A 17,692-nucleotide genomic window follows, 5' to 3' on the forward strand; every position below is an offset into this window, starting at 1 on the left:
ACAAAGGCTTAATTGTTGCGCAGGCACATCTGCCGCTGTTGGCAAGCCCGCAGCTGCCGCCATCATCGTCGTCAGCAGCCATTTTCAGATACTATGGCGCCTCTGCGTGGGAGATAGAGACGCTGTACGACACGCTGTCAAGGTCGTACAGCGTGGAAGACTCGGAGGTCCCTGCCGACGACCCGCAGTTTGTCACGATGGTGGAGATAGGCTTTCCTGCCCCGTTTGGCGAGCCCTTTTTCCAGGAATTCACGATGGACAGCTGGTTCAAGGTAAAGGGCGTGCTCAAGGACATGAAGAGAAGGCGCGGGCGAAAAGGCGTGAAAACCTACATCCGCTTTGCCGGCTTTGAGGGCGGAAAAACTCCAGTAGTGTTCCCGCTCCTGTCAAAGGGCGACCGCCAGTACGAAATGGGTGTGGAAAAGCTGGAGTACCTAGTAGACATCGTGCCCCTGCAGCTAAAGACGGTCCCAAAGGGCGCCGAGGAGGTGTGGTACTCGTACGAGGAGGCCACCTTCAAGTGGAGCCCGAGCGCCACGATGGTAAACGGCGTCAACTATTTGTACAAGAACAACGAGTGGGTCCTGCCCGCAAAAAAGTCATCATCATCATCAGTCTAGCTGGTTGACGACGCCTGAGTCGTGCAGGCCCTTGCTCAGCTCCTTGTACTTTTTGTCGAGGAATTCAAGCGACTCTTCCAGCTTTTTTGACTTGCCGTACTTGAAGCGCACAAGCTCGCGGTGGCGCCAGAAATGCTTGCCCTCTGACACGGACAGCGTGGTGAAATAGTCCGGCCCCTTCAGGCTGTCATGCAGCTTGACGCTGTGCGGGAAGATGTACTCGACTGAAAACCACTCGTCGCCGTCCGGGTAGTCATTGCCGGTGACGACGTCAAAATAAAGGTGCAAAATGCTGTCGACCGTCAGGCCGTCGTCGCCAATCGCGGGGTGCTTGACCGTCGACTTGCGGTAGTCCATCTTTAGCAGCTGGGGCTCAAAGTACGCCTTGATGATTGCCCGCCTAAAGAGCTCGTTTGCTTCCTTAAGATTCAAAGATACTATAACGGTGCGTGACTATTTTATAATCTTTTTAACGCAATGCGTATAATTTTTACAAGCGAATCTCTTGTTGCATAGGGCCGGTTTTCGAGCGTGCATAATTGCATAATTTGAGCACGGCTGTGCATAATTGAGAAAAGGCACGGGTATTGCAGCATGTGTTGTGTCATGGGCTGTATTAATGGGCGTTCGTGCTAAAAAGAACTAACGGCTGATGATTAATATAATGTGAATTCCATTTGCATGACGACGGGCGGGGGTCGCCTAGCCTGGTAGGGCGTGGGATTGCTAATCCCATGTCCGCAAGGACCCGTGGGTTCAAATCCCACTCCCCGCGCCATTTTGATTCCATACAGAGAAATGCGCAATTAACTCGGCCCAAAAATTGAAGGAGGGGTCTTTATTTCGTATGTACCGGCGCTTTATGCAGCCATTGGCGTATCTTCGACCCCATTACCACGTAGACAAGAGCTCCGCCCAACCCTGCAATGGCAGCATATATCAGCGGGTAGGTAAGGCCGGAAAAGTCCATCTGCCTTCGCGGCTTTTATACAATTCATGCTCTTTAACCACGCTTAACATAGATCAGGTTTCATATCTGGCGTCAGCCAGACACATACTTCTCCCGCATGGCTAGCACCAGCTTTTCGCCAAAACAATCAGGCCTCTGCATCCCTGGCTGTCTTTTCTCCTGCGGGATACAACATGCGCTGCATTTCCCGGTAGCTGTTCAAAAACCGCTTTCCCTTCTCTGTCGTACGATAACGGTTCTTGTTTTGTGAAGCATATTCCAAGAGCTGATTCTCTGTAAGCAGCGCAAGATACTCTTTAAGCTGCGGAAAAGACAAGAAGGCGTTATACATTATCTTCGTCTTCAAGACTCCGCCACTGCCCTGCGCTATTTCAAGAATTGCGGCAGCAATATCCATCCTGTTCCGGTACTTCTTCATATGCAGCTTTCGCAAGAAAACTTTAACGAGTTTTTTTTGCAATGTTCTCGATATAGGAGGCCGTACTAACTAATGCACAGATGCATTACCTCCAAAAGACCGGTCATACCGTGTAATACACCTGGATCAGCACTTGTTGCTGCTGATTGTCATGATCAGGCGATCTCTGCCCTGCCATCAACACCGAAACCATGGTATGGCTGGCAAAACCTGATCTGCGCTCCAGCATATACAAATTAATCTTTTTTAGAAAATATTGATAATAATTGCTGAAATCGCAGTATGACAAATATAGAATACTCTTCAATCGGCGGCAATCCTTATATTTTAAAAATCCGTATAATCATACTGGATAGCAGCCAAAGGAAGAAACATCGATACGCTTACACAACGGATCGATGGACGGGAATCTTTGGATTGCCGTTTGGTTCCAGAGACTGCTATCCGCTTAAATCGTCATCAACTTTCTGGATTCTCCTCTCTGATGCTGCTTGTCTTCATCCAGCATAAGAAGCGAAACCATGCTGAAATCTTGTTAATTAGTTGCTGCCATTGACGGGTGGGAGTGGCTTGCTACCGGCTTCTGGTAGTTCGCAGAAACTTTTTAAAAAAATTACTGCGGCGGCCAGGACGATCTAGCAATGATGAGGAGAAAGAGAAGCACGGACGATGTTACCTCCACTCGAAGTTTCAGAAATTGCTCATTTTGTGGAAGGTCGATTCCCGCGGGCACAGGCATAATGCACGTCAGAAACGACGGTCGGATATTGTGGACATGCTCAGATAAATGCAAGAAGAATTTGTTTATACTTCGTCGAGACCCGAGGAAGCTAAAGTGGACTGAAAGGTATGTACTGGGAGGGGCGCAGGTAAAGAAAAAGTAGCTACCTCTAAAGACATATTCACTCTGTTGGAGCTCCGGTCGGAATCTGGCCCATCCGCCCGACCAGAGAAAAGGGTATGCAGGTAAAAGAGAAAGAGGGGGGAGTATCCATAATTGGTTCTGCCCCGAAATCGGGAATTGATGCTGGGTTGCTCCTGCACCTTTCTGTCTTGCCGCTTCTAAGCTGTATAAAATGAGTTTGTCTCTGATTTCAGTTCGATATCAAGCGATGTCAATCATGACTTGCTACGTAATGATCTGTTTATCATCTCAATCATCGTCTCTGTGGATTCATTACCAAACAGGTCTGTGAGTATTTCGCGCACTGACTTTAGAGAGTACGCCTTTCCAGCTTCAAGCGAAATCCCCTGCTGTTCTAGATGATAAAACAGGACATGAAGTCCATCACTACCTAGTATCCCCAAGCTTTCCTCCATTATCGTCTTGAGGACGGCACCATCTAGAAGCTGGTCTTTGTGACTTTCCTTGGGAATACGCAATGGGTAGCTCTGAATCGGTAAGTGAATATTAAAGAATATCTGAGAGTTATCTGGAAACAGGGAAGCGGGAGAGGGAAAGGCGTGTGCATGTAGGTGAGTTATCTCTGGAATGGCTAGTCAAATCACACAATGATATACTGATAGCTGCGTTGCTGGAAGCTGAAAAGCCGCTAGACTGGTATGTTAGAGAGGGGATGCCAGTTCCGAATGAAGAGACATGGCGACAGATGATCATAAAGGTCCAACTTATCATGTCGATGGTAAAGGACGCTTCGGGATACCTTGGAGATTTCAAGCACTTGAGCGTACAACACGAACTAGCTGTTGTGCGCCTTTTCCCGGTAGGAAGAAAGAAGGTGTTGTGTATCGTCTCAAAACCAGAGCCCGAGAGCAAGATCATTGGACTGATCAGAGAATTCATAACTAGAATAAATGACCTGTAATTTTGTAACTTGGAAAGTAGGTAAGATCAGAAGCGGTTCGTAACAAGCCAAGCTATATGTGTGCATATATGCTTCTCTTGGCCGATGGCCCGCTGTCAGCGTACGAAACTTTTCAATGTTAAATAGTCGAATGACGAAATTTACCACGTAGAGAGAGACGTACACGCATGAGCATTTCCCAATTGCTGTTTCTGCAACTGTCCCTTGCAGAGATAATTGGAGTAGCTATCGTCGTAATCATATTCCTGGTTCTTATTGCATCCTCTATCAGGATTATTCGGGAATATGAAAGAGCTGTTGTCTTTAGGCTCGGCAGGCTGATAGGGGCAAAAGGGCCTGGCCTGATAATACTAATTCCGTTCATAGATAGAGCCAACAAGGTTGACCTGAGAGTAGTCACTCTTGATGTGCCAAAGCAAAAGATAATCACCCTTGACAACGTCACAGTTGACGTAGACGCTGTAGTCTACCTGCGCGTAGACGAGCCCAACAATGCAGTTGTCAAGGTCCATGATTATCTTCTTGCATCAAGCCTACTATCCCAAACTACCCTTCGGGACCTAATAGGCCAGACCAGCTTTGACGACCTCCTGTCAAGGAGAGAAGAGCTAAACAAGAAGATGCAGGTGATTCTGGACGCTGCAACTGATCCGTGGGGCGTCAAGGTAAGTTCGGTGGCAATACGGGATGTTTCGCTCCCGGAAAACATGCACAGGGCAATTGCAAAACAGGCAGAAGCAGAGAGGGAAAAGAGAGGCAGGATCATTATCGCAGAAGGCGAGCTTACTGCCGCAGAAAAAATGTCCCAGGCAGCGGAATTTTACACGAGGAACATGGCGGCCATGAGGCTAAGGGAGCTTCAAACCTGGACTGAAATCGCAAGAGAAAAGAATATGATTGTAGTGACTGGTGGCACCGGCGACCAGCGGGACCTTGGCTCACTACTTGGCATAGTCAAAGAGAGGACACCCCTGACTGAGCAATTGGACGAGAGAAAATTGAGGGAGGTTGTCAGACAGGAGCTTGCGGCGTTAATTGACGAGAGGACCATTGGAGGGCGGCAGAAAGCCAGGGAAAGGCAAGGACAACAACAGGATGAAGGGTCAGATGCAGAAAGGCACCGAGCAGAGGCCTGAATGATAACGGGCCATGGCCAGTTTAAATGAAAAGAATCTCTCGTAGGGAATCATCATCAGTTGCACAGCATCAAAGAAAAATAAAGCTGTTGCAGAAGAGGCTTGCATCCTCTGCTATTGTAGTGATCATGATGATGGTGGTGGTGATAATGATTCTTGCTGCAGCCGCCGCTACCCCCACTACTGCTAGTACTGCAGCCTATTCCTCTCTCTTCTTTGCAGCAGGAGGAACAGCATCCGGACAAGAAGATGATGGCAGTAGTAGTGGTGGTGCGGCAGCCACAGCCACCAGAGCGCGGCAAGTGTTGTGGGTTGATGTTGATGACCTTATATCGTCGGCTACCGCGGAACATGTCGAATCGGCCATAGCCCGCGCTTCAGACGACCAGTCTGGAGGAGGAGGCGATTTTTCTGCCGTCATCATAGCTTTGGACACTCCCGGTGGCTCTCTCGACGCAACCCTCAAAATCATAGAAAGCATTCAAGGATCCAGAGTCCCGGTCATAGGCTACGTCTACCCCCCGGGCAAAAGTGCGTGGTCTGCCGGGACAATAATCCTTGTTGCGACTGATTATGCAGTCATGGCGCCATTTACTACAATAGGTTCTGCCCAGCCAGTAACTGGCACCGGCGTGCCCGTGAACGACACAAAGGTTACAAATGCAATTACGGAAAAAGTGGTCAGTCTTGCCCAGTTGCACAACAGAAATGCAACCCAGGCAGCCCGCTTCATAACGCATAATGACAACCTTACTCCGGAGAAGGCTTTGCAGGATAACGTTATTGACGCCATAGCAAGCGATCCAAAGGAACTGCTTCAAAATGCGCATAACCTGACTGCAATTACGCTTGGCGGTCCAAAGGTCTTGGACGTTGATGCTGATTCTGGGATAGTAATCCACGAGCCAAGCCTTAGAGTCGCACTGGTTGGCGTGCTGGCAAATCCTGTCCTGTCTACAATACTCCTTACCGTTGGCTTCTTTGCTCTGGTTTTCGGGCTAACGTCTCCTGGTTTTGGCGCCGAAATAGCCGGCGCTGCGATGATAATCCTTGCATTGATAGGACAGGGGTTTGATATCAACTGGGCCGCCTTTGCACTGCTGGCAATAGGGGTGGGCCTTCTTGCCTACGAGCTTTACTCTCCCGGATTTGGTGCGGCAGGTATTGGCGGCGTAATAGTTATCCTGGTAGGGACAACGCTCATGATAACCCAGCCTGTAGGGCCGGTATTGATAAGCGAAGAACATCTGTCGAATCTTGCCCTGCTATCGATGATAGTTGTCGTCCCGTTTGGCGGCTTTTTTGGCCTGATAACGTACAAGGCATGGAAGGCAAAGACAAGAAAGCCGTTGCAATTTGTGCTTCAGAGCGATAAAGGGGTCGCGCTCGATCCTATCTCAACCAGCACGCCGGGTTTTGTATCTGTGGGCGGCGAATACTGGAAAGCCCGGACGACAGGCGGGATTGAAATCGGAAAAGGAGAGCAAGTACGAGTAGTCAAGAAGGAAGGGGATTTGCTGATAGTCGAGCCTTTGCAAAAGGAAGAGCAAACCTAGAGAGAGCGGCAAAAGAAGAGTCTCTATCTACATGTCACTCATACTTCTCTATGCGGTGGCTCTGCCATGACTAGAGAGAGATATCTATAACAGATCAGGCACTGGTTTTCATATGATAAAATATTTCATGCATTCATTATGTTAGGCATAATTGTTCTATTCCCTTTACAGATGTTACAAGTGATCATGTTGGGCCATACGGGATCTAGGACTGCTGCTCAGCACAGCAGAGCTATATGCTGCTTCATTTTTTTGAACAACTATCTATCGCGTCCATTATCACCTGTGCCCCGCGGGTGCCAAAGTTCTCTTTGCAATAGTTTTCGTTTCTTAGCTTCGCGTTCAGTTTCCCGGTCAGGATTAGCTCAGTTACCCTGTTTACTGCGGCAAGGTAATTCATCGAAGACTTCCAGGTAAGTATGATTGCGCATTTGTCGCAGACGCTGCATTTCGCATTAGACGCGTACACACTGTCGCAAAAAACGCATCTGTTGTACACCATTGACTTGCCTGCCCTCGGGGCATTTATGCCGAAATGGACTGCGTTAAAACATTCGATGCACAGATGCTTGTTGCACGTCGAACAAGTATGATATTCGTCGTTCTTGCCACACATTTCACAAAGCGTCAATAATAATAACACACCTCGTATCGAGATGCAGAGACAAAGGAACATCACGGGTTTTGGATGATGAATTTATCACTAGCTCTTAGATGGTTGTTCTAGTATATTAGGGGCTTGTAATGGCATCATAAAGATATACACTACATGGCTCTGGCTTCTTGGCGCCATGGCCTTACGGATTAAATTCCAGATCGGCTGTTTCATTATATTGTTGGCACCTGATGGCAAAAATGCTGCTCCTGCTACGCCATGCCAAGTCGAGCTGGAAGAATCCAGAGCTGGCCGACCGCGATAGGCCGCTCAACAAGCGTGGAAAACGCGACGCGCTACGCATGGGAAGGCTGCTGGACGAAGAAGGCCTGGTACCTGATGCGATCCTCAGCTCTACGGCCGTCCGCGCCCAGGACACGGCCGCCGCAGTGGCAAAATCCTGCGGCTATGACAGACGGCGGATCACGCATATCGAATCGTTGTATGCGTCCGGCCCGGAGGAATACCTGAATGTCCTGCGCCGCCTGCCAGACGATCCAAAAGTGGTGCTGGTGGTGGGCCACAATCCGGGCATGGAGGAATACCTGGAGATCCTGACAGGGCAACCGGAAGCAATGCCGACCGCTGCCCTGGCTTTTGTCAAGCTGCCGATTAAAAGGTGGTCTGCGCTCGATGACAATACAAAAGGGAAACTGAAGACGGTATGGAGGCCAAAGGAACTCTGATGGTTTTCCACGGATCTCTCTTGCGTCTCAAACTCTGCTTGCTCGAATATGAAATGCCCTACTCGACCTTTCATGTACTAGAATCTAATAGAATGAGATACGAAAAAAGATCTTATAGTTTTATTAGCTGATCTTCTTCTAGTGAAAGCCGCACTGTGGCTGTCCGTTGGCGTCGTGGCAGCAATGCTCGGCGTTGCAATTACGTACAACGCAACATCCCAGGGCTCTTTTTATGCCAGTGTATTTTTTGCAAACGATGCAAAAGGCGCCGGTGCACAGGACGCGCAAACCGGCGTCGTGGCAAAGAAGATGACGACCCAGATTCTGTCGCACACTACTGCTACTGCCGCCGCCACCAAGATAGACCTGGCCAAGACTGCGAAACTCATACACCAGAAAATCAACGAGCAGCGCGCCAAGTACGGCCTTGCGGCACTTTCGTGGGACCCCGCCCTTGCCAAGATAGCTACGGACCATTCAAAGGACATGGCAAAGAGGAATTACTTTTCGCACAACGACCTTGAAGGGCACCGCTACACCTACCGGTACAGCAGCGCCGGGTACATATGCAAGCAGGGAAGCGGGGAAAACATCTACAAATTCAGCAGCTCGCGTACAATAACAGAAGAATATCTGGCCAGCAAGGCGGTCGACGCCTGGATGGACAGCTCTGGGCACAAACGCAACATCCTGTCCAAATCCTTCCATAACGAGGGGATAGGCGTGGCGTTCAATTCAGTCAGGAGTTACTATGTAACGCAGGACTTCTGCGCGGTCCATGTCGTGAAACGATAACTATGATGTTTCCTCGCTGCTGGTGCGCGTGCCGGGACGCGCCTTTGCACAATCTGGTTAGGTTTTTTGCCGCTGCGGCGGCACACTTTGGAAACCCTGCAAGCGTTTCCCAGCCTACTACTGCTATCATCCCCGTAGGGATGTGCAGAGAATCAGGCCCAGAATCAGGAAGGTGCCGCCGCGTTTTTTCATGAGCTTTGTCAGCCTGTTTACAAAGTCCGCAAGCTCGTCATCGGTGAGGTTAAACTTTTTCAGAGCGTTCACATTCGCCCCGAGAGATCGGAGGCGCTCATATAGCGCCTCGCGCATTGAATCTTTTGACAAATGTATTATTTTCCAGAATTTGCGCTTCCATATGAACGCATGTGCCAGAAAATAGCTATATTCAATATTGTTGCTTCTAGGAGAATCAAACTAAATAATTCTCTATTCCTTGGGACTGTTTTCGGGCATACATGTCTTGCTATTTCCAAAAAGGATAAATCACTATCTGGATTTTCTTCCTAAGCGTGAGAAGGGCGGGGGTATGCTTGGGCTTTGGTAGATGCTGAAACACTGGCAGAGGCAATACTTGACAGCTTGAAAGAGATCTTTGGCCCGCCCGTCTTTCATTCGCTAATGGAGTTGATAGCAGAGGATTATCTGGGCGAAATGGATGCACGCACTGCGATAATAGAAAGGCCCGACCTTTTTGAACGCGCATTCGTGGGATTGCTTGGAGAAGCCGGGAAAAAGATTCTTGCAGACATTTGCGAAGGGTTGTGCGCGGAATTTCTCCTTGACGAAAACGCCGCGGATCTGAAAACTGGCGACCTTGCCGAGTGCATGGCGATAATCATCCCCAAATCCTGAGCACGTCAAGTCTTGCTTGGCCTGCAGCCGCCGCCGGCCACAAGCTTTTGCTTGAATCCTGCGCACTGCGCTCCAGGCAAGCATCCGGGTCAGGCCGCCTCCGCATATAAATATGTGTGTGCGCGTGCGTACGTGCGCTCCTCCCCCCCCCTACTAGCGGCCGTCCGGGGCGACTGTCTTGACATGCTGGAAATAATAATCCAAGAGCACGACGGTAGCCCCTATTTCTTCGGCAGACAGGGTGATCAGCGAATAGTGGTAGTCGGACAGGATGAAGCGCCAGCCCTCAAGCGTCTCCGCCTTTGTCAGGTTGCCCCGCAGATTGCACATGAGGAAGCTCCGGAACGACACCGTGAAGGTGATGCCTTTTTTCCGCTTTTCAACGGCGTTCACTTCAAGCAGCTTATTAATCAAGCCGTTTATGTCCCACATCAATTGCCAATATTGGAGACTAATGTGATATTAATAACCATATTCGGTACAAAATCTAGACGATTCATCAAGAATCTGTGCCCTAATGGGTTTACATATCAGATCATGAGGCAGGCTGGAGGGAAGGCGAGCGTTTCAATTTTGGTTAAAAAGGGCTCTACTCGCCCTTGCGGGCTTTCGAGCCCCCGGTGCGCATGGGGGTGAGCTTGCAGGTTTATGCAACTATATACAGAGAAGTCCATTATATACAAATTACAAGCAGGCGCGCACCTGTTATTGGGCAAATTCCCCAAGATAGCTTGATCCTTTGAGACGGAATCACATATAGCTGGATAATGTGCCCAGCATATCCAAACCAGAATCCCCGTCTTTGAAATATGGTCGAACGACGACGCCACCGACTATGCTGCCAAGATTTCAGGCCAGCCGAAATTCCTGATCAGGACGAGCGCGCGAACAGAATACACGCAGCTGATTTACGCGGCGCCCTATACCGAGGAGAACCTTGAAGGCCTGGCCTACATCCTTGACAGGATAGCCACAAAGCACAGCGGCAGCTAGTCTTCTTCTTCTTCGACCCACGTGCTTTCGCGCCAGCCGCCGCTTCCGCCGCAGTTGGTGCACAGCACGCTTCCAAACCCGTTGCAGTCGTAGCACTTTTGCCACCCCGGCGAGACCTTGCCCGAGCCCCCGCAGGCAAAGCACATCTTTCTCCCGCTGTTGCAGAACGTGCACTTTTTCCATACCTGTTTTGCCGGCATTACCTTGCTGACGGCCTAGTGCATCACATTTTAACGTACTCTCGTCTTTTTTACTCCACGACGACTTCTCCCGTCATGTACGGGTGTATGGCGCAAAAGTACTGGTAGTTGCCGGGGTTGTTGATCGTGGCGCTGAAAACCTCGCCCGGCGAAATCAGGCCAGACTTGAATACCATGTCAGGCTCGGCGATGCGCGGATCGCCTGACGTGACTATGTGGGACGTAGAGTCCCTGTTGGTCCAGGTGACGGTGTCGCCTGCCCCGACGATCAGAAAAGCGGGCTTGAATGCGGGGTTGCCGCGGATCGATGCGCCTGGCAGTATGTCGATTGTGGTCTGCCGTATGTCGCTGACAGCTATCAAAGTCTCTGCCTCAAGCCCGACACTGTCAAACGCCCGGGCAGAGATAACACAGTCTCCTATTCTTTCGATTGTCATGACATAAGACCACTCTGACCAGTCGCCCGGCGCCTTTGGCGTCGCAAGCTGGTAATCAAAGATGATTGTGGCAGGAGTGGTCGCGTTTTTCAGGCTCACCTCGACCCTGCCAATTCCGCTTGCGTCAAAAGCGGTTCCATTGACAAAAAACGTGGTCTCTGGCGCGGACTGCCGGAGAAAAACCGTCCCGTTGAGGGGCGCGGTGATCGCAACCTCGGGTGGCGTGCTGTCGGCGGCCCCTGACTTTACTCTTAGCACGACAGAGTCGACGCTGGAATTTCCTGCGCGGTCGGTCGCCTGTGCTGTTATCCTGTATTCGCCTTCATGGCGGACCTTAAAGTCGTATTCCCAGGAGGACCAGCCGTCCTGCCCAGGCTCTGCCGTCCTGAACGGCTTGACCACGCGACCCGTCTTGCTGTCCTGCACCTGGACTTTGACCTTCTTTACGCCGCAGCCGTCGTCCCCGTCGTCATTGGCGACGCCAGCAACGTCTATGACTGCTGTTCTCTTCAAAGCGCCTGCCAATACGTAGCCGTCCGCCGGCAGCGTGATGCTTACGCTCGGCGGCACGTTGTCGTCTCTGCAAGAATCATTATTGTTGTGCGAGCCGTGTTCTTGCGAATGGGCCCAAACAGGAGAAGACGAGGCAGAAGGCATTGCAAGAACAAAGAAGAAGAAGAAAAAGCTTGCAACAAGCAGCAGCATCAGGAGGGGCCTCCTTTGCAAACACGGAGGTTCTGCCCCGGTCAGGATTTAAGGCCTGCCAAGGGCGGTTCTGTTAGTTTGTTACACCTGTGGAAAAACCGTTTCGCGTGTACGAAACTTATGTACGCTCTTTCTGTGAGCCTTAAGTATTCCCTGAACGAGAAATTGAACATGTCTCATCACCCATCCGAGCAAAACATGATACCTTGCTGCCCTCCGCTTGAAACCAAGCCCGTGTGCGACGTCATGGACTTCCACTACCGCCTGCTGCACCAGCAGCAGTCGCGCGTGTCAGTCGAAGTCATTGTGCATGCCCGCCTGCAAAGGTGCCCCGGCCCGCTTGCGCTGGGCGACCTGGTGTATTCGACCACGCTCTTTCCCGGCGAAAAGGTCAGGCTGTTTACGACCGACAGGCGCACGCGCTTTACCTACGACAGCGCGTCAAAGGTGAGCTACAGGAATGAGCAGACGCAGGAGGAGCACTTTTACATGTCAAGCTGGTCTGATTTCATGTCGGACCTTTCGATAAAGGACCACGCTCGCTCTACCAACACCAACAAGGGCCACTTTGACACGCACGGCGAGACGAGCGGCTTTTTGGAGACGGTGTTCAGCGGCCCGTCCGTCGACGTCAGCGGCAACTACAACTCGGAATCCACGAGCGACTTTCTGCGCGAGCTTTCGCAGCACGCCCGCGCGTCGCACCACCGCGCAGAGATGGGCGCCCGCGCGTCAAGCACCGTCTCGATAGGCGAGGTCTCGTCGCGCTCGCACGTGCAGACGGAATCGCAGGATCACTTTGAATCGTCGTCGCGCGAGTTTTCAAACCCGAACAAGTGCCACGCAGTCACGTTCTACTTTTACCGCATCAACAAGATGCAGCACGTAAAATTCACGATAGAGTCTATTGAACGGCGCGTCATCGACCCCGCTGCAGACACGCGGGTCACGAACAACCCGTTTGCGTCGCGCGGATCAGTGTCTGCAATCCCCGCGGCCGTCCTTGCCACCGACAAGGAGCGCCTGAGCGCCGAGGCCATCGGGAGGGAGAGCTTTTTGCGCAACCAGAGCGCGGCGTCTGCAACAGCGACGGTGGGCACAATCCAGCCCGGCTTTCTCGTCACGGCAAGGGCCGCCAACCTGCTGCAGCAGCCGCTGACAGAGTCGATGCGCCGGGAGGCGCTTGAATCAGTGGACAAGCAATTGATAGCTGCGGGCCTGCTTGAAAGGGTCGGAAACGACGTCAGGATCTCGCCGGTTGCGCAAAAGAAATACTCGTTTGAGGCCACGTCTGCCCTGCCGACGCCCGGCATGCTGGTCAGGGGATGCGTGGACGACTGCAACATCTGCGAAAAGGAGCTCATGGAAGCGATGCAGCTTGACCTTGAGCGCAAAAAGCTGGAAAATGAAAAGCTGAAGAAAGAGATAGAAATCCTGGAAAAGTCGCAGGAGTACCGCTGCTGCCCCGCGCCGATGCCAGAAGAAGAGTAGGACGCACACACACGCGCACGCACGCACACGCACTCTTTTCTTTTTTATTTTTATTTCTTGAAATCCACCGGGACCTTGTCAAGCGCCTTGCGCAGGCCGCCAAGGACTCCCTTTTTCTTGTTCTCGCGCTCCTCGACTGCCTTGTAGCAGTTCGGGCACAGCGCGCGCAGGTTCTGCGGCCTGTTGTCCTTCTTGCTGCCGTTGATGTGCTCAAAGCGCGGCTCGACTGACGGGCTGAATTTTGTAGAGCATTTCTGGCAGCGGTTGCGCGCCCTTTCAAGGACGGTCTGCCTGATGGCCATCGTCAGAGTCCCGTACTTTTTGGGATCAAAGCTCGGGCCTGTACCGCCCGGCGGTCCGAAAAACGACACGCTCTATTTGTGCAGAGTCTCAAACTTAACTCTTGCGCTCCCTGGTTTTGCCGCCGTCTCCGTTTGGGTAAAAACTCACTCAATACACAAGGAACAACGACGTAATAGAAATCTGCCATGAAAAAACTGCTGGCCTTTGCCGGCCTCGCGCTCTTGCTGGCGGCGATACCGCCTGCGCAATCTGGCGTCTCTAACTACGCTATCTATCTTGAGGGAAAGGCGCAGCACGAGCAAGAAGCGCTTGCGTGCGCAAACACGGTCTGCACAGGCTTTGGCGTGGACTATTTTGCAATAGGCCAGCACCTCGACCTGCCGATGCAGCATCTATTTTCCGGGTTGATGGTGGGCTCTGTGGGAGCAGTTTTCCTCGGGCTGAACTGGCGGGAATTGCTGGCCAGCGAGTAATAATTACAGCAGGTTTGCGCCCCTTGCGACCGCGTAGACGTGGTCCTTCAGGTCGCGCTCATAAAGCGCGCCCATCTTTTCGCGCAGCGCCAGCTTGGCGCTCTGCCTGTCCTCTTCCGCCGGCGACATCAGGGCGGCTGCAAAGATCTCTGGAAAGTTCTCCTTTATCCAGCCGTCCAGCACCAGGTAGCGGTTCTGGTTTATCCATATCACGCGGTCGGTCGCCTGGTCAACCTCCTGGTTGAACGGCGTAGTCTCGACGCGGTCGATGAGCATAAAGACGCAGTTGTTTGGGTCGGGATTGCTGAGCACCTGCCTAGATCGGTCGCCCGCCTTGCCTGCATTTGCCCTCTCAATGAGCCCTGACGGGCGGATGGCCGTCCCGACGACGTGGACGCGGCTCCCGTTTACTGCCTGTATCCTGCCGATTACTATCCTGCTGTACTGGCCGTCCTTTTGCGCGACAAAGACAAACTCGCCCGGCTTTATTCCACCCTTTCCAAACATGTGCTTGCAAAAAATCAGCCTTGTAAATTATATAATACTTGCTGCCTCCTCCCGATCCTCCGTCACCCAGCCTCCATCTCTACGCAACCACTTTCTTCCAGGAGCGGCGGCCCCTTCAGCTCTCTATCTCCAGCGCGTGTGTAAACGAACCGCGGGACAAGCAGGCGACATCATGGCTATCCAGAACGTCACGTACGCCGCAAGGCGTTCGTGATATGGCTCTATCTCTGCCTGCTTATTTAAGTATATAATTATTGCCTCCTCACAGGAGGATACTTCAAAAAATAGAGGTTTATATCAGCAACAATACTCTATTCTTAAATATCTGTTCAGAGTATATAAGAATTGATCTAGCATGTCTGAACCAGCAGTACTCCACTGGGAAAGGGTCATGCACAAGAACGTACGCTCCAAGGACAGATTGGACGTGGGGACGATAATCGCGGAAGACGCGGACACCTTGACTATCTACAAGGGTTCCGGCAGAGAATACAAGGTACCCAAGACGCTCGTCGAGGGGTACAACGGCGCTGAAGTGTCCCTGGGTATTACATACAAGGAGCTCTTGGGTTACAAGATCCAGTGACCCCTCCCTATTTTTTGGAAAGCTCAAAGTTGGCCTGACCAGCGCGAGTTTTTTCACAAATCCAAAATTGCACGACAAAGTAATCATATTTTAGCATGGTAATCGGTGGAGAATTACATTTATTAACACAGGCGTCAAAGGTTAGGGAGGTAGAGAGAGTTTGCACAAGTTTGACGAGCTTGACATGAGGATTTTGTCCGAACTCACAAGGGACGCAAGCATATCGGTCCCGCGCCTTTCCAAAAAGCTGAACATAAACGCATCCGTACTGTACAGCAGGATAAAGCGCCTGTCCAAGCGCAGCCTTGTCAAGAAATTCACGGTCGTCGTAAACGAAAGCATGCTTGGCATAAACGTCAAGGCGACAGTCGGCATAAACCGTGACCCCAAGCTGAAAGAGCCTATCCACGGCGAATTGCTAAAGATCCCGGAGGTAAGGTCCGTGTCCGAGGTGACCGGCAGGTTCGACATGATAGTGACCGTGAGCGCGCACACGCTTGAAGAGCTGCACAACGTGGTCATCGAGCGCATCGGCAAGATAGAGGGCATACAGAATACCGAGACTTTTGTCGAGATGCAGCGCACCGAGAAGGAGCCACTCTATACAACGCAGTCTGCAGGAATATCCCGCTAGCTGGCTAACTAGGCCAGATCTGCAAGCTCTCTTGCCTTTTGCAGAACCTGCCTGCCCTTGTTTGTGGCAGTATAGTGGACAAAGTAGCGCTTGTTTGTCTTTAGGCTTATGGTCGTTATCAGGCCAGCGTCTTCAAGGTCCTTGAGCCGCTGGGACCTGGTCCTCTCGTTTGGGCTGTTGCTTTCAAGGTCGGTAAACCGCATCGGCTTTTTGCTCACCGCTTCGAGCATGTCCAGCGCATACGTCTGGGCAAGCATGTATATCAGCTCCCACTTGGCCGAATGCGCCATCATGTAGATGCACCGCCCTTGTAATAAAATGAATTTTCGATAGCTATCTATAGCAAACTTTAATATAATAAAGTTATAATCTGCCAAAGGGTACAAGTGCGCAAAAGCGTCGCTGCATTGGTTCAGAATGAAAAAATTGGAAGGAAAAGAGAAAAATGACAGAATTCTCTGATTCGAGCTCACACTGGCCGAAAATATCGCACTCTGTACCGTGCGACCTGTGCGACGCGCTCAAGGCAGAGGCAGAAAAGGCAAAGGCCGCCGGCGAAGCCGACCGGGCGCTGCTCATCCTGTTTGTTCTGCGCGAGCACAAAAAGGCGTGCCACCGGCCTTAAACCGATGTTTTATATAGCGCATAGAGCCCATGCATGCAAGAACACAAAGATGTCTTTAGTCGAGCGCAAGATAGGGGAGATAATCCAGACCCTCCGGCTGGCCAAGAAGACCAGCAGGGACGATTATACCCAGCACCTGCGCCTGGTGGGCCTTGGCCTCGGGGCAGTGGGAGGCATCGCATTTATCATAAAGCTGGTCGCCGAGTTTATCACGCTTGGCCTCGGCGGGCGCGCCAGCTGATCGTTAAAATACCGTCTAGTCCAAGGAAGCGCCATGGAAACCACAAGCAACAATGTCTTGCACGTCAACACAAAGACATGGGATTCTGAAGTAATCAAGTCCGAGCTCCCAGTTTTCGTCGACTTTTGGGCAGAGTGGTGCGGACCGTGCAGGATGGTCGGCCCCGCGGTGGAGCAGATAGCCAAGGTGATGGCCGGCAAGGTCAAGGTCGCCAAACTGAACGTGGACGAAAACCAGGAGATAGCGATGAAGTACGGCGTCCAGTCTATTCCGTCGCTCATCATCTTCAAGGGCGGCAAGGAGATAGGCCGGACCATCGGCGCGATGCCAAAAGAGTCGTACATGAAGTTCATCGAAAGCACGCTTGCAAAGGCATGAGCTCACCTTTTTCATTTTCTGTCAGGGCACGGTTATTCTGAATCTGTGCAGGGAATACGCCTGATTTTCATTGATAGAATCCCACCCTGCGATCACGCTGATGACATAATCGCCCGAAGGCCAGTCAACCGCGAGTTTTCCGTTTTCCTCAAAGTGAAGTGGCTGGTTTGAGTCTTCAAGCCGCTGATCGTCATATTTGAGCAGGTGGTAGCGCAAAGAGATCGCCCTGTTGTCTATACTAAAATCTGCCTCCGATCCGCGGGGTATCTCGATAGGCGGCAGGGATAGAGTCCTCGCATAGATGGAAAACTCACATCCCCTTCCGCAGTAATAGTTGTCGTCTGCAAGATGTCTTTTCCCGTTAACAATCATGTACATAATGGGAGAATCGGGAACTCCCCTGATCGCCGTCCATACATAGTTGCTCCACGGCCCAAGGAAAATGAAAATCGCCAAGCCTGCTGCGGTGGCAGCCGCGATGCCTGCAACCACCGGAAGCTTTCTGACCATCGCAACAGCAGTTTACGGCAATCTGATTTTGAACTTTGTGTAATGGCATTCTTGTTTCCAACGAAAGCATTAATACCGCATAACCAGCGATAACA

General features: G+C 51.4%; 25 protein-coding genes and 1 tRNA gene. 16 read left to right on the forward strand and 10 right to left on the reverse strand.

The features are described 5' to 3' along the window. The first annotated feature begins 38 nt into the window (after positions 1-38). Positions 39-620, forward strand: coding sequence for a hypothetical protein (locus tag NVIE_RS14225; protein WP_075055848.1), 582 nt, complete (start codon positions 39-41; stop codon positions 618-620). Here the strand turns inward: NVIE_RS14225 and NVIE_RS14230 are convergent. Continuing rightward, entirely contained in the window at positions 612-1,052 is a 441-nt protein-coding gene (locus NVIE_RS14230) for a hypothetical protein (protein ID WP_075055849.1), read from the reverse strand. The genes NVIE_RS14225 and NVIE_RS14230 overlap by 9 nt on opposite strands. A gap of 259 nt (positions 1,053-1,311) precedes the next feature. On the opposite strand from NVIE_RS14230, the gene NVIE_RS14235 reads away from it, so the two are divergent. Beyond that, a tRNA-Ser gene (locus tag NVIE_RS14235) sits at positions 1,312-1,398 on the forward strand. A 319-nt stretch (positions 1,399-1,717) separates the two neighbouring features. Here NVIE_RS14235 and NVIE_RS14240 read toward each other — a convergent pair. Then, positions 1,718-2,008, reverse strand: a complete 291-nt coding sequence (locus NVIE_RS14240) for a winged helix-turn-helix domain-containing protein (protein ID WP_075056234.1) — start codon at positions 2,006-2,008, stop codon at positions 1,718-1,720. Between the two features lie 641 nt (positions 2,009-2,649). On the opposite strand from NVIE_RS14240, the gene NVIE_RS14245 reads away from it, so the two are divergent. The 6 genes from NVIE_RS14245 (at position 2,650) to NVIE_RS14280 (ending at position 8,662) form a co-directional block, all read left to right on the forward strand. Next, on the forward strand, positions 2,650-2,892 hold the full coding sequence (locus NVIE_RS14245; RefSeq protein WP_084790863.1) for a 50S ribosomal protein L24e: 243 nt from the start codon (positions 2,650-2,652) through the stop codon (positions 2,890-2,892). 582 nt (positions 2,893-3,474) lie between these two features. Beyond that, positions 3,475-3,834: a hypothetical protein gene (locus NVIE_RS14255; protein WP_075055851.1), complete on the forward strand. Its 360-nt coding sequence runs from the start codon at positions 3,475-3,477 to the stop codon at positions 3,832-3,834. A gap of 167 nt (positions 3,835-4,001) precedes the next feature. Then, on the forward strand, positions 4,002-4,970 hold the full coding sequence (locus NVIE_RS14260) for a slipin family protein (RefSeq protein WP_084790864.1): 969 nt from the start codon (positions 4,002-4,004) through the stop codon (positions 4,968-4,970). Positions 4,971-4,996: 26 nt separating this feature from the next. After that, a complete protein-coding gene (locus NVIE_RS14265) occupies positions 4,997-6,526 on the forward strand; it encodes an NfeD family protein (RefSeq protein WP_084790865.1) in 1,530 nt (509 codons plus the stop codon). 846 nt (positions 6,527-7,372) lie between these two features. Beyond that, the gene (locus tag NVIE_RS14275; protein ID WP_075055853.1) at positions 7,373-7,867 is read left to right on the forward strand and encodes a SixA phosphatase family protein; all 495 of its coding nucleotides are present in this window, start codon (positions 7,373-7,375) and stop codon (positions 7,865-7,867) included. A gap of 141 nt (positions 7,868-8,008) precedes the next feature. Then, positions 8,009-8,662: a CAP domain-containing protein gene (locus NVIE_RS14280; protein WP_075055854.1), complete on the forward strand. Its 654-nt coding sequence runs from the start codon at positions 8,009-8,011 to the stop codon at positions 8,660-8,662. Positions 8,663-8,788: 126 nt separating this feature from the next. Here the strand turns inward: NVIE_RS14280 and NVIE_RS14285 are convergent, their stop codons facing one another. Continuing rightward, a complete protein-coding gene (locus tag NVIE_RS14285; protein ID WP_158435260.1) occupies positions 8,789-8,926 on the reverse strand; it encodes a hypothetical protein in 138 nt (45 codons plus the stop codon). A 273-nt stretch (positions 8,927-9,199) separates the two neighbouring features. Between NVIE_RS14285 and NVIE_RS14290 the strand changes: the two genes are divergently transcribed. Beyond that, positions 9,200-9,514, forward strand: coding sequence for a hypothetical protein (locus NVIE_RS14290; RefSeq protein ID WP_075055856.1), 315 nt, complete (start codon positions 9,200-9,202; stop codon positions 9,512-9,514). Between the two features lie 153 nt (positions 9,515-9,667). Here NVIE_RS14290 and NVIE_RS14295 read toward each other — a convergent pair whose 3' ends face one another. The 3 genes from NVIE_RS14295 to NVIE_RS14305 form a co-directional block, all read right to left on the reverse strand. Then, positions 9,668-9,928 carry a hypothetical protein gene (locus NVIE_RS14295; RefSeq protein ID WP_158435261.1) on the reverse strand — a complete coding sequence of 87 codons (261 nt, stop codon included), beginning with the start codon at positions 9,926-9,928 and terminating at the stop codon, positions 9,668-9,670. A gap of 575 nt (positions 9,929-10,503) precedes the next feature. Further along, positions 10,504-10,707 carry a hypothetical protein gene (locus NVIE_RS14300; RefSeq protein WP_075055858.1) on the reverse strand — a complete coding sequence of 68 codons (204 nt, stop codon included), beginning with the start codon at positions 10,705-10,707 and terminating at the stop codon, positions 10,504-10,506. A 50-nt stretch (positions 10,708-10,757) separates the two neighbouring features. Continuing rightward, positions 10,758-11,870, reverse strand: a complete 1,113-nt coding sequence (locus NVIE_RS14305) for a plastocyanin/azurin family copper-binding protein (RefSeq protein WP_075055859.1) — start codon at positions 11,868-11,870, stop codon at positions 10,758-10,760. A 150-nt stretch (positions 11,871-12,020) separates the two neighbouring features. Here NVIE_RS14305 and NVIE_RS14310 point away from each other — a divergent pair, with 150 nt between their 5' ends. After that, on the forward strand, positions 12,021-13,340 hold the full coding sequence (locus NVIE_RS14310; RefSeq protein WP_075056237.1) for a hypothetical protein: 1,320 nt from the start codon (positions 12,021-12,023) through the stop codon (positions 13,338-13,340). Positions 13,341-13,390: 50 nt separating this feature from the next. Here the strand turns inward: NVIE_RS14310 and NVIE_RS14315 are convergent, their stop codons facing one another. Next, positions 13,391-13,711, reverse strand: a complete 321-nt coding sequence (locus NVIE_RS14315) for an HNH endonuclease (RefSeq protein ID WP_075055860.1) — start codon at positions 13,709-13,711, stop codon at positions 13,391-13,393. 117 nt (positions 13,712-13,828) lie between these two features. On the opposite strand from NVIE_RS14315, the gene NVIE_RS14320 reads away from it, so the two are divergent. Next, positions 13,829-14,116 (forward strand): hypothetical protein, encoded by a 288-nt coding sequence (locus NVIE_RS14320; RefSeq protein WP_075055861.1) that lies wholly within the window; start codon positions 13,829-13,831, stop codon positions 14,114-14,116. A gap of 3 nt (positions 14,117-14,119) precedes the next feature. On the opposite strand, the gene NVIE_RS14325 is transcribed toward NVIE_RS14320, so the two are convergent. After that, positions 14,120-14,623 (reverse strand): hypothetical protein, encoded by a 504-nt coding sequence (locus NVIE_RS14325; RefSeq protein WP_075055862.1) that lies wholly within the window; start codon positions 14,621-14,623, stop codon positions 14,120-14,122. Positions 14,624-14,978: 355 nt separating this feature from the next. Between NVIE_RS14325 and NVIE_RS14330 the strand changes: the two genes are divergently transcribed. Together NVIE_RS14330 and NVIE_RS14335 are read left to right on the forward strand one after the other, a co-directional pair. Beyond that, on the forward strand, positions 14,979-15,209 hold the full coding sequence (locus NVIE_RS14330) for a hypothetical protein (RefSeq protein ID WP_144239786.1): 231 nt from the start codon (positions 14,979-14,981) through the stop codon (positions 15,207-15,209). Between the two features lie 184 nt (positions 15,210-15,393). Beyond that, a complete protein-coding gene (locus tag NVIE_RS14335) occupies positions 15,394-15,843 on the forward strand; it encodes an Lrp/AsnC family transcriptional regulator (RefSeq protein WP_174405473.1) in 450 nt (149 codons plus the stop codon). A gap of 8 nt (positions 15,844-15,851) precedes the next feature. Here NVIE_RS14335 and NVIE_RS14340 read toward each other — a convergent pair whose 3' ends face one another. Next, positions 15,852-16,136: a winged helix-turn-helix transcriptional regulator gene (locus NVIE_RS14340; RefSeq protein WP_075055865.1), complete on the reverse strand. Its 285-nt coding sequence runs from the start codon at positions 16,134-16,136 to the stop codon at positions 15,852-15,854. 152 nt (positions 16,137-16,288) lie between these two features. Between NVIE_RS14340 and NVIE_RS14345 the strand changes: the two genes are divergently transcribed. From NVIE_RS14345 to trxA, 3 genes are read left to right on the forward strand one after another with little or no spacing between them, the layout of a single operon-like run. Further along, a complete protein-coding gene (locus NVIE_RS14345) occupies positions 16,289-16,468 on the forward strand; it encodes a hypothetical protein (RefSeq protein WP_075055866.1) in 180 nt (59 codons plus the stop codon). 49 nt (positions 16,469-16,517) lie between these two features. Continuing rightward, the gene (locus NVIE_RS14350; protein ID WP_075055867.1) at positions 16,518-16,709 is read left to right on the forward strand and encodes a hypothetical protein; all 192 of its coding nucleotides are present in this window, start codon (positions 16,518-16,520) and stop codon (positions 16,707-16,709) included. A 33-nt stretch (positions 16,710-16,742) separates the two neighbouring features. Further along, entirely contained in the window at positions 16,743-17,087 is a 345-nt protein-coding gene (gene trxA / locus NVIE_RS14355; protein WP_075055868.1) for a thioredoxin, read from the forward strand. Between the two features lie 21 nt (positions 17,088-17,108). Here trxA and NVIE_RS14360 read toward each other — a convergent pair whose 3' ends face one another. Continuing rightward, positions 17,109-17,597 (reverse strand): hypothetical protein, encoded by a 489-nt coding sequence (locus NVIE_RS14360; protein ID WP_075055869.1) that lies wholly within the window; start codon positions 17,595-17,597, stop codon positions 17,109-17,111. Positions 17,598-17,692 lie beyond the last annotated feature (95 nt).

The organism is Nitrososphaera viennensis EN76 (genome assembly GCF_000698785.1).
Taxonomy (GTDB): Archaea; Thermoproteota; Nitrososphaeria; order Nitrososphaerales; family Nitrososphaeraceae; genus Nitrososphaera; species Nitrososphaera viennensis.

Coding starts and splice junctions, on each gene's coding strand:
- NVIE_RS14240 (WP_075056234.1), bottom strand. CDS start 2,008: ATGAAGAAGTACCGGAACAGGATGGATATTGCTGCCGCAATTCTTGAA.
- NVIE_RS14245 (WP_084790863.1), top strand. CDS start 2,650: ATGATGAGGAGAAAGAGAAGCACGGACGATGTTACCTCCACTCGAAGT.
- NVIE_RS14260 (WP_084790864.1), top strand. CDS start 4,002: ATGAGCATTTCCCAATTGCTGTTTCTGCAACTGTCCCTTGCAGAGATA.
- NVIE_RS14265 (WP_084790865.1), top strand. CDS start 4,997: ATGAAAAGAATCTCTCGTAGGGAATCATCATCAGTTGCACAGCATCAA.
- NVIE_RS14275 (WP_075055853.1), top strand. CDS start 7,373: ATGGCAAAAATGCTGCTCCTGCTACGCCATGCCAAGTCGAGCTGGAAG.
- NVIE_RS14300 (WP_075055858.1), bottom strand. CDS start 10,707: ATGCCGGCAAAACAGGTATGGAAAAAGTGCACGTTCTGCAACAGCGGG.
- NVIE_RS14310 (WP_075056237.1), top strand. CDS start 12,021: ATGTCTCATCACCCATCCGAGCAAAACATGATACCTTGCTGCCCTCCG.
- NVIE_RS14320 (WP_075055861.1), top strand. CDS start 13,829: ATGAAAAAACTGCTGGCCTTTGCCGGCCTCGCGCTCTTGCTGGCGGCG.
- NVIE_RS14325 (WP_075055862.1), bottom strand. CDS start 14,623: ATGTTTGGAAAGGGTGGAATAAAGCCGGGCGAGTTTGTCTTTGTCGCG.
- NVIE_RS14330 (WP_144239786.1), top strand. CDS start 14,979: ATGTCTGAACCAGCAGTACTCCACTGGGAAAGGGTCATGCACAAGAAC.
- NVIE_RS14335 (WP_174405473.1), top strand. CDS start 15,394: ATGAGGATTTTGTCCGAACTCACAAGGGACGCAAGCATATCGGTCCCG.
- NVIE_RS14340 (WP_075055865.1), bottom strand. CDS start 16,136: ATGATGGCGCATTCGGCCAAGTGGGAGCTGATATACATGCTTGCCCAG.
- NVIE_RS14345 (WP_075055866.1), top strand. CDS start 16,289: ATGACAGAATTCTCTGATTCGAGCTCACACTGGCCGAAAATATCGCAC.
- NVIE_RS14350 (WP_075055867.1), top strand. CDS start 16,518: ATGTCTTTAGTCGAGCGCAAGATAGGGGAGATAATCCAGACCCTCCGG.
- trxA (WP_075055868.1), top strand. CDS start 16,743: ATGGAAACCACAAGCAACAATGTCTTGCACGTCAACACAAAGACATGG.
- NVIE_RS14360 (WP_075055869.1), bottom strand. CDS start 17,597: ATGGTCAGAAAGCTTCCGGTGGTTGCAGGCATCGCGGCTGCCACCGCA.